Here is an 11630-nt window from a genome sequence, read left to right on the forward strand (position 1 = left end):
CTTTTTGGGCTGGTCTGCGGATCGGCCCTTTTTTTGGTCTCGGCTTGGGCTAGGCGAATTGGGCTACAGCCGCGCCATATAAAATGTTTCTGGAGAGGGGCCGCCGGTAAGACCGGCAAGGCGAGGCCATAGCAAGGGGGATTGAGCGACACTTCGCTCTCCCCCACTTTCTTGATCAACAGTCGAAATCGAGCAGCTTTGCACCGCTCCTTATCCTCCCCTTGCAGGGGAGGTGTCAGCGCGAAGCGATGACGGAGGGGTGTTGCCCTATCGAGAGGGTGACACCCCTCCGTCTGGCCTGCGGCCATCCACCTCCCCTTAAAGGGGAGGATGATGTGCAGTCTAAATCGCTTCTGGCTCTCAAGCCTTTGCCAAACAGGAACGCCGCCAGGCGACTATTCCCGTCCATAGGCGGTGACCAGTTCGACCTCCGCCTTGTCGCCCAGCACCACGCCGACGCGCTGGTGCAGGCTGGTGGCGTCGACGTCCATGATCGGGATGAAACCGTCCGTGGCCGCGCCACCTGCCTGCTCGATCAGATAGCTCATGGGATTGGCTTCATACATCAGGCGCAGCCGCGCCTTGCCCGGCGTGCGGTGGTCGGCGGGATACATGAAGATGCCGCCGCGCTTGAGGATGCGGTGGACGTCTGCGACCATGGAGGCGGTCCAGCGCATGTTGTAATCCACGCCGCACGGCCCTTCGGCGCCCATCACACGCTCCTCGATATAGCGGGCGACGCCGGGCGACCATTGGCGGCGGTTGGACATGTTGATTGCAAATTCGCACTTGCCCTGCGGCATCTTCATGTCGCGATCTGTCATGACCCAGCTGCCGATTTCGCGGTCCAGCGTGAATTCATGCACGCCGGTGCCGACGCTCAGCACCAGCAGCGTCTGCGGCCCGTAAATGGCATAGCCCGCAGCGACCTGCGCCCGGCCGTTCTGGAGGAAATCCTCCTCCGTCACTTCGCGCCCGGCACATTCGTCGGGGGCTTTGAGCACCGAAAAGATCGTGCCGACCGACAGATCAACATCGATATTGCTGGACCCGTCAATCGGATCGAACAGCAGCAGATATTCGCCCTTGGGATAGCGATTGGGGATGCGGTGGATCGTCTCCATCTCCTCAGACGCCATGGCGGCCAGATGCCCGCCCCATTCATTGGCGTCGAGCAGCAATTCGTTGGCGATCACGTCCAGCTTCTTCTGCACCTCACCCTGCACATTTTCGCTGTCCAGACTGCCCAGCACTTCGCCCAGCGCACCCTTGCTGACCGAATGGCTGATCGTCTTGCACGCGCGCGCCACGGTTTCGATCAGCAGGCGCAATTCAGCGGGCAGCGCATTGGCCAGCCGCTGCTGTTCGATCAGGAAACGGGTGAGGGTGGTTCTGGCCATGGGCTGCCTTTCGCTTGGGGCATGAAGGCCGCAGCGACAAGGCCGCAGCATGAAGAGAAGAACGGGTATTCGCTAAGCGACTCGATCGTCCCCGTCCAGTCGCATGGGCTTTGGTTTTCTTCATGACAACGTCGTCATGTATCAAAGTGTGTCGCGGGGAACCGGCGGACCTTCCTGTCGTTACGATGGCGTGCCGAAAAACCGGACGGAAGGATCAACATGGACAGCCTGCTTACCGCCTTTACCGATCCCACCGCTTTGGCCGCGCTTGTCGCGCTGGTAGTGATGGAAGTGGTGCTGGGCATCGACAATCTGGTGTTCATTTCGATTCTGACCAACAAGCTGCCCGAACATCAACGGCAAAAGGCGCGCCGCATCGGCATTGGTCTGGCGCTCGGTATGCGCCTTGTCCTGCTGTCCATGATCGCGTGGATCGTCGGCCTGACTGCGCCGGTGTTTGATCTGGGGATTGTCGGCCCGCTCAACCAATATGGCGCGCCGACATTCGAGACCGAATTTTCCTGGCGCGACCTGATCCTGATTGCCGGTGGCCTGTTCCTGATCTGGAAGGCTACCAAGGAAATTCACCACAGCGTCGATCCGTCGGGCGGTGACGATGTGCTGGACAAGAAGAGCGTGGCCACGATCACTTTCGGCAGCGCGATCGTGCAGATCATCCTGCTCGACATGATCTTCTCGCTCGATTCGATCCTTACCGCCGTGGGCATGACGGACAATCTGGCGGTCATGGTCATCGCCGTGCTGGTGGCGGTGGGCGCAATGGTGCTGGCCGCCGACCCGCTCGCCAACTTCATCGCCCGCAATCCGACCGTGGTGATGCTGGCGCTCGGCTTCCTGCTGATGATCGGCGCGGTGCTGATCGCCGACGGGTTCGGCGTGCATGTGCCAAAGGGCTATATCTATGCGGCGATGGCTTTCTCGACGCTGGTGGAATGCCTGAATATCTTTGCCCGCCGGGCGCAGGCGCGAAAGTCTGCGCAATAAGGGGACAGGGCGCTATTGAGTGGCGCTGTTCCCCGTCCCGCACGTCGCCGGGGAACAGGCAGACGGTCCGCAACGATCCCGATCAGGCCAGCGTCAGGAAAATCTCCGCCTCGATCATCCACGCGCCACCCATTTCGCGCCACTTCGCGCTATAGGTGCCGGAAGCGAGCATTGCGCCGCTGCCCGTCGCCAAGCCCTGCCAATGGCCCTGTTCCATCGCGATCGGCTCCACCGGAGAGACAAGGATCGTGTCGGGCGTGCGAGTGTAGATGAGCCGCTCTTTGGCCGCAAATTCGCGTTTCCAGGTGATCAGTTGCGCCTTGCGTCCGGTGATGAGCGCGCTGTCGGTGCCGGCGACCAGCACGACATTGGGGGCAAGCAGCGGACCGATGGCGCTCAGGTTCGCATCGGCCAGCGCGCGGTTGAAGGTCGCGCGGGCCATGCGGATGGCAAGGTCGGCGGTCGCGGTCATGGATAACTGTCCTAAGGCCCGTTCGTTTCGAGCGAAGTCGAGAAACGGGGCGTGTCGGCTTCTCGACTTCGCTCGAAGCGAACGGCTGTCGTGTTTACCCGCAGCGCGCCGATGTGATCAGCATCGCCTCGTCATAGCTGACGGTCAGCCTGTCGGGGCGGAAGTCCATGGTCATCGCCATGCCGGGGCCGCCCCAGCGCAGCGTCTTGGCACCCGATGCGGCCAGCAGGGCCGCGCCGGTTTCCGCGTTCGCCTTCTGCCCGGTGAAGCGGGCCAGTGTGTCGTGGTTACACGGGCCGTTCGTGGCGGTTGGCGGGGTCGTGGTGGCGCAGGCGGTGAGCGCAAGCGCGGCGGTCAGGGACAGGATGCGGTGCATGATGTTTTTCTCCTTACCCAATTTCCATTCCCCGTTCGGGCTGAGCGAAGTCGAAGCCTTCTGCTGACCCCGGATTTGATCCGGGGGAAGTGGCTTCGACTTCGCTCAGCCTGACCCCTCGACACGCTCTGGGCGAACGGGTGTGGGGGATCACTCCGTCCGCGTCATCTTGAGCCGCCCGCCCTTGACCGCGAAGGCCAGCCGCCCCTCGACCAGATCAACGGCGTCGCGGCCATATTGTTCATAGCGCCAGCCTTCCAGGATCGAGAGGTCGTTGCGCACGCCCGCCGCCAGCGCTTCGATATCGTCGCTGCGCGCCAGCAGGCGGGAGGCAACGTTGATGTCGCGCGACCGGATCTTGAGCAGCAATTTGAGCAGGTCGGCGACCAGCGCGCCATCCTTGCCCAACCCCGGACGGCGGGGTTCGCGGTCTGGCATTTCGTCTTTGCCCAGCGGCTGATGCTTGGCCAGCGACGCCATCAGCCGTGCGCCAATGTCGTTGGTGCGCCAGGTCGCGGACAGGCCGCGCACTTTGCCCAGATCGTCCTGCGTGCGAGGCGGGTGGCTGGCGATGTCGGCCAGCGTCTCATCCTTGACGATGCGGCCGCGCGGCAGATTCTTGTCCTGCGCCTCCATCTCGCGCCATGCCGCCAGCGCTTTGAGGCGACCCAGCACATCGGCCTTCTTACTGGCGATGCGGACGCGCTTCCACGCATCTTCGGGCAGCGTTTCATAATGGCTGGGATCGCTGATCCGCTCCATTTCCTGGTCCAGCCAGTCGCCGCGCCCGGTCTTGCGCAACTCTTCCAGCATCTTGGGGAAAATCTGGATGAGATAGGTGACGTCGCCGATCGCATAGTCGATCTGCCGCTTGTCGAGCGGGCGGCGCGCCCAGTCGGTAAAGCGCGCGCCCTTGTCCAGCTGCACGCCCAGCCATGCCTCGACCAGATTGCCATAACCAATCTGTTCGCCCAGCCCCAACGCCATCGCCGCGATCTGCGTATCGAACATCGGGTGCGGGGTTTTGCCGGTCAGGTTGTGGACGATCTCGATGTCCTGCCCGCCGGCATGAAAGATTTTCAGCACATCCTCATTATCGACCATCAGGTCGAGCAGGGGCTGGAGGTCGATTCCCTGCGCCTTGGGGTCGATGGCGGCGGCTTCGTTCGCGTCGGCCACCTGGATCAGGCAGAGTTCGGGCCAATAGCTGTTTTCCCGCATGAATTCCGTGTCGATGGCGACATAGGGGGATTTGGCGATACGGGCGCAAAAATCGGAAAGTGTCTTGCTGTCGGTAATCAGCGGATGGATTTGCATATGGTCATCGATCTTATTATGGGCAGGCCCGCTCCCTGGCGGGCTGGTCGTAGTGACCTTATGCCCATAGCCTGCCGTCAGGGCTTTGTCATTTCCGTAAAACGAAGCTGAAAGACCAAAACGCCATGCACGCCTATCGCACCCACACCTGCGGCGCCCTTCGTGAAGCCGATGTCGGCACGGCCGTGCGCCTGTCCGGCTGGGTGCATCGCAAGCGCGACCATGGCGGGGTGCTGTTCGTCGATCTGCGCGACCATTATGGCATTACCCAGGTGGTGGCAAAGGCGGACAGTGAGGCGCTGCGCGTGCTGGAGGGGCTGCGGCTCGAATCGGTGGTGACGATCGACGGCGCGGTCGTGGCGCGCGGGCCGGAAGCGACCAATCCCAAGATGGAAACCGGCACGATCGAGGTCGTAGCCGACGCCGTCACCGTCCTGTCCACCGCCGCCGAACTGCCGCTGCCGGTGGCAGGCGAGCAGGACTATCCCGAAGATATCCGCCTGCGCTACCGCTTCCTCGACCTGCGGCGCGAGACGCTGCACGCCAATATCGTCAAGCGCACGAAGATCATCTCGGACATGCGCCGCCGGATGGAGGGCGCAGGCTTTACCGAATATTCGACGCCGATCCTGACCGCGTCCAGCCCCGAAGGCGCGCGCGACTTTCTGGTTCCCAGCCGCATCCATCCGGGCAAATTCTACGCCCTGCCACAGGCGCCGCAGCAATATAAGCAGTTGCTGATGGTCGCGGGTTTCGACCGTTATTTCCAGATCGCCCCCTGCTTCCGCGATGAAGATCCGCGCGCCGACCGGCTGCCGGGCGAATTTTACCAGCTCGATCTGGAAATGAGCTTCGTCACCCAGGAAGAAGTGTGGGACACGATGGAGCCGGTGATCGCCCAGGTGTTCGAGCAATTTGCCGACGGCAAGCCAGTGACGCCTGCGGGCAGCTTCCCGCGCATCCCGCACGCGCAGGCGCTGCTGAAATATGGCAGCGACAAGCCGGACCTGCGCAACCCGATCATCATCCAGGACGTGACCGACCATTTCGTGGGTTCGGGCTTTGGCATCTTTGCCTCGCTGGTCGAAAGCGGCAGCGTGATCCGCGCGGTCCCGGCACCGGGCGCTGGCGCTGGCAGCCGCAAATTTTTCGACGAGATGAACAATTGGGCGCGGGGCGAGGGCTATTCGGGCCTTGGCTATATCAACATCAAGGATGGCGTGCCGGGCGGCCCGATCGCCAAGAACCATGGCGAGGAAGCCACCGCCAAGCTGGTCGCGGCGCTGGGCCTTGGCGCCAATGACGGCGTGTTCTTTGCCGCTGGCAAGGAATCGCAGGCAGCCAAGCTGGCTGGCCTAGCCCGCACCCGCGTGGCCGAGACGCTGGACCTCATCGACAAGGACCGGTTCGACCTGTGCTGGATCGTCGATTTCCCCTTCTACGAATATGATGAGGATACAAAGTCGGTCGACTTCGCGCACAACCCCTTCTCGATGCCGCAGGGGGGGCTGGACGCGCTGAACAATCAGGACCCGCTGACCATCAACGCCTTCCAATATGACATGGTCTGCAACGGCTTCGAGATCGCGTCGGGTTCGATCCGCAACCAGTCGCCGGAACTGATGGTCAAGGCGTTCGAGCTGGTCGGCCTCAGCCAACAGGATGTCGAGGATCGCTTCGGCGGCCTGTATCGCGCGTTCCAGTATGGCGCGCCGCCCCATGGCGGCATGGCCGCGGGCGTCGATCGCATCGTGATGCTGCTGTGCGGGGCGCAGAATCTGCGTGAGATCACGCTGTTCCCGATGAACCAGAAGGCCGAGGACCTGCTGATGGGCGCGCCCAGCGCCGCCGAGTTCAAGCAGCTGCGCGAACTGCATGTCCGCGTGGTGGAGCCGCAGGCGAAGGGGTGATTGCGCCAGCTGTGAAACTGTGATACTGCGTTAGGCATGAAGAATGTCACCATCGCTCTGGATGACGAAACCCACCGCAAGGCGCGTATCCGTGCGGCGGAACTCGGCACGTCGCTATCGGCGCTGGTGAAGGATTATCTGGCCAGCCTGAGCGACACGGGCGAGTTGCAGGAGGTGCGGGACATGCCGATGCCATATATCGCGCCGCCGCAGCAGGCGCTGTCCCCGCCGCCGGTCGACGGGCCACCATGGCTGGTCGATGGCAAATGGGTCTATACGCGGGACGGCAAGCCCCGGCAGCCCGGTGCCTTGCGGGGCATGTGGATCGCCGATGACTTCGAAGAGTGGCCAGCCGACATATGGGAATCGTTTGAACGCTGGGATCATGATGATCCGAAGCCTGAATGAGGCTGCTGCTCGACACGCATGTGGTACTCTGGTGGCTGCGAGATGATCCCAGATTGGGATCTCGCAGTCGTGCCATGATCGCCGGCGGGAACAACGAAATCCTCGTTAGCATTGCCACGCCCTGGGAAGTCGCGATCAAATATCGGATCGGTAAGCTCGACGAGACCAGTACGGCCGTGCTCGATGCCATCGATAGTGCGGGAATGTCGGTGGTCGATATTCGCCGACCGCACCTCGAAGCGCTGGAAAAGCTGCCCAAGGGACACGGCGATCCATTCGACCACCTCATTCTGGCGCAGGCCCGCACAGAAGGTGCTACGGTGATGACAGGTGATCGCCAGATGACGACCTATGGCATCCCCTGCATTGGAATCAGCTAAGATGACCATCGACCTTGCGACCCAAGAATCCGCGCCGAAATTTGACGGCGATTATGACGCAACGCTGGCCGCGCTCCAGCAACGGCTGGCCAAGATTCAGGTCGCGCATATCCTGCACAAGCGGCGCAGCGTCATATTGCTGGAGGGCTGGGACGCTGCGGGGAAGGGCGGGATCATTAAGCGGATGTCGGCCGACTGGGACCCGCGCTTCTATCAGGTCCATCCCATCGCCGCCCCCAATGAGGTGGAGCGGGACCATCATTTCCTCTGGCGCTTCTGGACGCGGCTTCCCGCCAGCGGCAATATCGCGATCTTCGACCGCAGCTGGTATGGCCGGGTGCTGGTGGAGCGGGTCGAGGGCTTTTGCAGCAAGGCCGACTGGAAACGCGGCTATGATGAGATCAATGCCTTTGAAAAGCAGCAGATCGACGCGGGCATGAACATCGTCAAACTGTTCGTCCACATCACGCAGGAGACGCAGGACAAGCAACTGGCCGAACGGCTCGACACGCCGTGGAAGCGCTGGAAAACCGGCGCGGACGATTATCGCAACCGGGCGAGGCGCGCGGATTATCTGGACGCGATGCACGCCATGTTCAAAAAGACCGATACGAAGCATGCGCCCTGGCATGTCATCGACAATAATCACCGCAAGGGTGGTCGCATCGCCGCGCTGACCTATGTCGCGGAACGGCTGGAGGCGCTGGTGCCGATGGATTTCCCGGTCGCTGACCCGGCGGTGGTGAAACTGGCGAAACAGGCCTTTGGCTACCAGCCCGGTGAATCTGTGTAAAAGACAGTAAAAACAGATACTTGTAACAAAAGTGTCATGAAATTCTAACGGCTCGTTTACCATTGGGCCGCTATGGCTTTGGCCATGTTTCACGCCCCTATATCTCCACCGGAGGCACCCGGTCTGGCCGAGCTGCCATTGGCGCAGGACAAGCCGGTGATCCGACTGGGGCGTCCGCTCAGTGAGGCGGTGGATTGTTTCCAGCAGGATTCCGCCCTGCGTCTGCTGCCAGTGCTGGATGCAGGCGACCGGCCGGTCGGCGCGATCTACGAGCGCGACATGCGTCGCATCCTCTTCAATCCCTTCGGCCATGCCCTGCTGCGCAACCCCAGTTTTGGCGGGCGGCTGGACGATCATGTCCGCCCCTGCGCCCATGTGGACCGGCGCGTGAGCGTGGACCGGCTTGTCGATCTCTACGCCGCGCAAGGGACGGGGTGCGAGGGGCTGATCGTGACCGATGATGGGCGCTATGCCGGGGTGCTGGATGGCACTCTGCTGCTTCGACTGACCGCGCAGCGCGACACGCGGGTGGCGCTGGCGCGGTCGGAACGGGTCGAACAGATCCGTCGCGAAAGCGCCAGCTTTCAGGGCGATGTCGCCCTGCTGATCGCGGACATGGTGGCGATGGCCGACCAGCTGTCGGCGCTCGCGAGCCAAGCGGCGGAGCGCGCGGCGGGCGATGGCGCGGACAGCGCGGCGATGGCGGTGGCCGCTGCGCAGACGGCCGATCGTTTGGCGGGCATCGCGGCGGGCGGGGTCGAACTGGGCCAGATATTCCAGGCGATGGAGAGCGAGGCCCGCGATGCAGGCGCTGCAATGCGCGATGCCGCCGCGCGCAGCCGCGCGGGCATGGCGCAGGGGGAGGCGCTGCGGACCGAAACGGAAAATATCGGCGAGGTCGTCGCCCTGATCGACAGCATCGCGGGGGCAACAGCGATGCTGGCGCTCAACGCCAGCATCGAGGCGGCGCGGGCGGGCGAGGCAGGGCAGGGCTTTGCCGTCGTCGCGCGCGAGGTAAAGTCGCTGGCGCAGCAGACGCGCGATGCCGCAGCGGGCATAGCCGGGCGGATCGCGCATGTCCGCGCGACCGTGGCCGATGTGGCGGCGGGGCATATGCATATGGACGCGGCCATGACCCGTGCCGACCGCCTGTCCGCAGCGCTCTTTGACGCGGTCGCCCGGCAGGCCGCCTTCAGCCGCGCCATTGCCGACAGCGTGGCGGAGGCAGGGTCCTCCAGCGACCATATCCGCACCGGGGCGCAGGCGATCAGCGGCAATGCGGATGCGACAGTGATGGGTGCGCGGGCGATGCAATCGGTCGCGCAAAGGCTGGCCGGGGAAGCCCATCGGCTGGAGGCGCGCGCGGGTGGTTTCATCATGGCGATCCGCGCAACCTGACGATCGGCAGAAATCCCTCTGGCATCGCGCGCAAATGGCGATAGGCTGTGCTTCCATAAAAAGGAGAGGAAGCCATGCTCGTCATGTTCGTGGGCACTGACCGCACCGAAACCGCCGTCAACGCGTCGCAAGTCACCTTCGTCTCGTCGGTCAATGACGGCACCCGCATCCGCTTTGGCGAAGGCCGCAGCGTAACCGTGACCGAACCGATCGCCGAAGTGCTGGACAGCCTCAACCGGTCGCTGCGCCCGCACGATTAGCGGGCTGGCGTGAGCGACGATAGTGGCGCTCCATAAGGCTCCTCCCCCTTTGAGGGGGAGGCTGGGTGTGGGTGTGCTGCCGCCGGCGTGGACGCTCGGCTTCGCCTCGCTCCCCCTCCCTCGACCCCTCCCCGTCGGGGAGGGGAGATGAGGCACAAGCATCGTCGCGCGACGGAATGACCTGACATATCGCCCGCCCGGCTTGCGGCGGGCGACCTTTTCGCGCCATGGTCGCGGGCGGAGAGGGAGAGGCGATGCCCCGCGATTTCGGTGCCTATGATTATATCATCCTGGGCGCTGGCAGCGCGGGGTGCGTGTTGGCCAACCGGCTGAGCGCGAACCCGTCAACCCGCGTCCTGCTGCTGGAGGCGGGCGGCAAGGATGACTGGCTGTGGATCAAGGTGCCGGTCGGCTACCTTTATTGCATCGGCAATCCGCGCACCGACTGGTGCCTCAAGACGGAAGAGGAAGCGGGGCTGGGCGGCCGGTCGATCGGTTATCCGCGTGGCCGGGTGCTGGGCGGCTCCTCCTCGATCAACGGTATGATCTATATGCGCGGCCAGGCGCGCGACTATGATGGCTGGCGGCAGGCGGGCAATATCGGCTGGGGCTGGGACGATGTGCTGCCCTATTTCAAGCGGGCACAGGACCATTTCGGGGGGCCAAGCGAGGCGCATGGCGCGGGTGGCGAGATACGGGTGGAGCGGCAAAGGCTGCGCTGGGACTTGCTGGAGAAGTTTCGCGAAGCCGCGCGGCAATATGGCGTGCCGCACAGCGATGATTTCAACGGCGGCGACAATCTGGGGTCGGGCTATTTCGAGGTGACGCAGAAGCGCGGGCGGCGCTGGAGCGCGGCAGATGCTTTCCTGCGCCCGGCGATGAAACGACCTAATCTGCGCGTTGTCACCGGGGCGAGTATCGACCGGGTGATCATCGAGCAGCGGCGCGCGACCGGGGTACGCTTCCTGCTGGATGGCGAGGCGTGCGCGGCACGGGCCGAGGGCGAGATATTGCTGAGCGCAGGCGCGATCGGGTCACCCGCCATTCTCCAGCGGTCGGGCATCGGCGATGGCGGCAAGCTGGCGGCGCTCGGCATCGAGCGCGTCCATCATCTACCGGGCGTGGGCGAGAATTTGCAGGATCATCTCCAGATCCGCTGTGCCTGGGCTGTGACCGGGGCAGTGACGCTCAATACGCGGGCTTCATCGCTGTTGGGCAAGGCGTGGATGGGGATGGAATATCTCGCCCGCCGGTCCGGCCCGATGGCGATGGCGCCGAGCCAGTTGGGGCTGTTTGTGAAATCCAACCCACGGTTCGAGACCGCAAACCTGCAATATCATGTCCAGCCGCTCAGCCTTGCCGCATTCGGCGGCGCGCTCGATCCCTTTCCCGCCTTCACCGCCAGCGTGTGCAATGTGCGACCGCAAAGCCGGGGCAGCGTGTGGATCGGATCGCCCGACCCGATGGCCGCGCCCGCGATCCGGCCCAACTATCTATCCGCAGCGGAGGACCAGCAGGTCGCAGTGGAGGCGGTGCAGGTAACGCGTGCGATCGTGGGTCAGGCGGCGCTGGCCCCCTACGCCCCGCGCGAATTCCGTCCCGGCCCGGAGCGGCAGGATGACGCCGCGATACTGGAAGGCGTCGGCGCAATCGCCAGCAGCATCTTCCATCCCGTCGGCACCGCCGCGATGGGCACGGGATCGTGCGCAGTCGTGGACGCGCAGTTGCGGGTGCATGGCATAGACGGTCTGCGCGTGGTCGATGCGTCGGTGATGCCCACGATCACGTCCGGCAACACCAATGCGCCGGTGATGATGATCGCGGAAAAGGCGGCGGCGATGGTGCTTGAAGCGAGATGATTTTCCTTGATCCGTTCGTTTCGAGCGAAGTCGAGAAACCTGTGCGCTACGT

12 protein-coding genes are annotated in these 11630 nt (G+C 63.7%); 8 read left to right on the forward strand and 4 right to left on the reverse strand.

The genetic code is table 11. The annotated features are described in order from the left end of the window. Nucleotides 1-395: 395 nt before the first annotated feature. The gene (locus tag ACODSR_RS09330) at nucleotides 396-1400 is read right to left on the reverse strand and encodes a class 1 fructose-bisphosphatase (RefSeq protein ID WP_489075790.1); all 1005 of its coding nucleotides are present in this window, start codon (nucleotides 1398-1400) and stop codon (nucleotides 396-398) included. A 219-nt stretch (nucleotides 1401-1619) separates the two neighbouring features. On the opposite strand from ACODSR_RS09330, the gene ACODSR_RS09335 reads away from it, so the two are divergent. Further along, a complete protein-coding gene (locus tag ACODSR_RS09335) occupies nucleotides 1620-2405 on the forward strand; it encodes a TerC family protein (RefSeq protein WP_489075792.1) in 786 nt (261 codons plus the stop codon). Between the two features lie 82 nt (nucleotides 2406-2487). Here the strand turns inward: ACODSR_RS09335 and ACODSR_RS09340 are convergent, their stop codons facing one another. The 3 genes from ACODSR_RS09340 to rnd form a co-directional block, all read right to left on the reverse strand. After that, a complete protein-coding gene (locus ACODSR_RS09340; RefSeq protein ID WP_489075794.1) occupies nucleotides 2488-2877 on the reverse strand; it encodes a nuclear transport factor 2 family protein in 390 nt (129 codons plus the stop codon). Nucleotides 2878-2971: 94 nt separating this feature from the next. After that, on the reverse strand, nucleotides 2972-3253 hold the full coding sequence (locus ACODSR_RS09345) for an I78 family peptidase inhibitor (RefSeq protein WP_489075796.1): 282 nt from the start codon (nucleotides 3251-3253) through the stop codon (nucleotides 2972-2974). 150 nt (nucleotides 3254-3403) lie between these two features. Then, nucleotides 3404-4570 (reverse strand): ribonuclease D, encoded by a 1167-nt coding sequence (gene rnd, locus ACODSR_RS09350; RefSeq protein ID WP_489075798.1) that lies wholly within the window; start codon nucleotides 4568-4570, stop codon nucleotides 3404-3406. A gap of 125 nt (nucleotides 4571-4695) precedes the next feature. On the opposite strand from rnd, the gene aspS reads away from it, so the two are divergent. The 7 genes from aspS (at nucleotide 4696) to ACODSR_RS09385 (ending at nucleotide 11578) form a co-directional block, all read left to right on the forward strand. Then, nucleotides 4696-6480: an aspartate--tRNA ligase gene (aspS, locus tag ACODSR_RS09355; RefSeq protein WP_489075800.1), complete on the forward strand. Its 1785-nt coding sequence runs from the start codon at nucleotides 4696-4698 to the stop codon at nucleotides 6478-6480. A gap of 36 nt (nucleotides 6481-6516) precedes the next feature. Then, nucleotides 6517-6888, forward strand: coding sequence for a hypothetical protein (locus ACODSR_RS09360; RefSeq protein WP_489075802.1), 372 nt, complete (start codon nucleotides 6517-6519; stop codon nucleotides 6886-6888). Further along, nucleotides 6885-7268, forward strand: coding sequence for a type II toxin-antitoxin system VapC family toxin (locus ACODSR_RS09365; RefSeq protein ID WP_489075804.1), 384 nt, complete (start codon nucleotides 6885-6887; stop codon nucleotides 7266-7268). Before ACODSR_RS09360 ends, ACODSR_RS09365 begins: the two co-directional genes overlap by 4 nt. 1 nt (nucleotide 7269) lies before the next feature. Beyond that, nucleotides 7270-8061, forward strand: coding sequence for a polyphosphate kinase 2 family protein (locus ACODSR_RS09370; protein ID WP_489075806.1), 792 nt, complete (start codon nucleotides 7270-7272; stop codon nucleotides 8059-8061). A gap of 84 nt (nucleotides 8062-8145) precedes the next feature. After that, a complete protein-coding gene (locus tag ACODSR_RS09375) occupies nucleotides 8146-9459 on the forward strand; it encodes a methyl-accepting chemotaxis protein (protein WP_489075808.1) in 1314 nt (437 codons plus the stop codon). Nucleotides 9460-9533: 74 nt separating this feature from the next. Next, nucleotides 9534-9719 carry a hypothetical protein gene (locus tag ACODSR_RS09380; RefSeq protein WP_006957563.1) on the forward strand — a complete coding sequence of 62 codons (186 nt, stop codon included), beginning with the start codon at nucleotides 9534-9536 and terminating at the stop codon, nucleotides 9717-9719. A 254-nt stretch (nucleotides 9720-9973) separates the two neighbouring features. Further along, nucleotides 9974-11578 (forward strand): GMC family oxidoreductase, encoded by a 1605-nt coding sequence (locus ACODSR_RS09385; protein ID WP_489075810.1) that lies wholly within the window; start codon nucleotides 9974-9976, stop codon nucleotides 11576-11578. Nucleotides 11579-11630: the final 52 nt, after the last annotated feature.

The organism is Sphingobium sp. FG125 (genome assembly GCF_057809795.1).

Excerpts from the sequence above, each read along its gene's own strand:
- ACODSR_RS09330 (WP_489075790.1), bottom strand. The coding sequence starts at position 1,400 with ATGGCCAGAACCACCCTCACCCGTTTCCTGATCGAACAGCAGCGGCTG.
- ACODSR_RS09335 (WP_489075792.1), top strand. The coding sequence starts at position 1,620 with ATGGACAGCCTGCTTACCGCCTTTACCGATCCCACCGCTTTGGCCGCG.
- ACODSR_RS09340 (WP_489075794.1), bottom strand. The coding sequence starts at position 2,877 with ATGACCGCGACCGCCGACCTTGCCATCCGCATGGCCCGCGCGACCTTC.
- ACODSR_RS09345 (WP_489075796.1), bottom strand. The coding sequence starts at position 3,253 with ATGCACCGCATCCTGTCCCTGACCGCCGCGCTTGCGCTCACCGCCTGC.
- rnd (WP_489075798.1), bottom strand. The coding sequence starts at position 4,570 with ATGCAAATCCATCCGCTGATTACCGACAGCAAGACACTTTCCGATTTT.
- aspS (WP_489075800.1), top strand. The coding sequence starts at position 4,696 with ATGCACGCCTATCGCACCCACACCTGCGGCGCCCTTCGTGAAGCCGAT.
- ACODSR_RS09360 (WP_489075802.1), top strand. The coding sequence starts at position 6,517 with ATGAAGAATGTCACCATCGCTCTGGATGACGAAACCCACCGCAAGGCG.
- ACODSR_RS09365 (WP_489075804.1), top strand. The coding sequence starts at position 6,885 with ATGAGGCTGCTGCTCGACACGCATGTGGTACTCTGGTGGCTGCGAGAT.
- ACODSR_RS09370 (WP_489075806.1), top strand. The coding sequence starts at position 7,270 with ATGACCATCGACCTTGCGACCCAAGAATCCGCGCCGAAATTTGACGGC.
- ACODSR_RS09375 (WP_489075808.1), top strand. The coding sequence starts at position 8,146 with ATGTTTCACGCCCCTATATCTCCACCGGAGGCACCCGGTCTGGCCGAG.
- ACODSR_RS09380 (WP_006957563.1), top strand. The coding sequence starts at position 9,534 with ATGCTCGTCATGTTCGTGGGCACTGACCGCACCGAAACCGCCGTCAAC.
- ACODSR_RS09385 (WP_489075810.1), top strand. The coding sequence starts at position 9,974 with ATGCCCCGCGATTTCGGTGCCTATGATTATATCATCCTGGGCGCTGGC.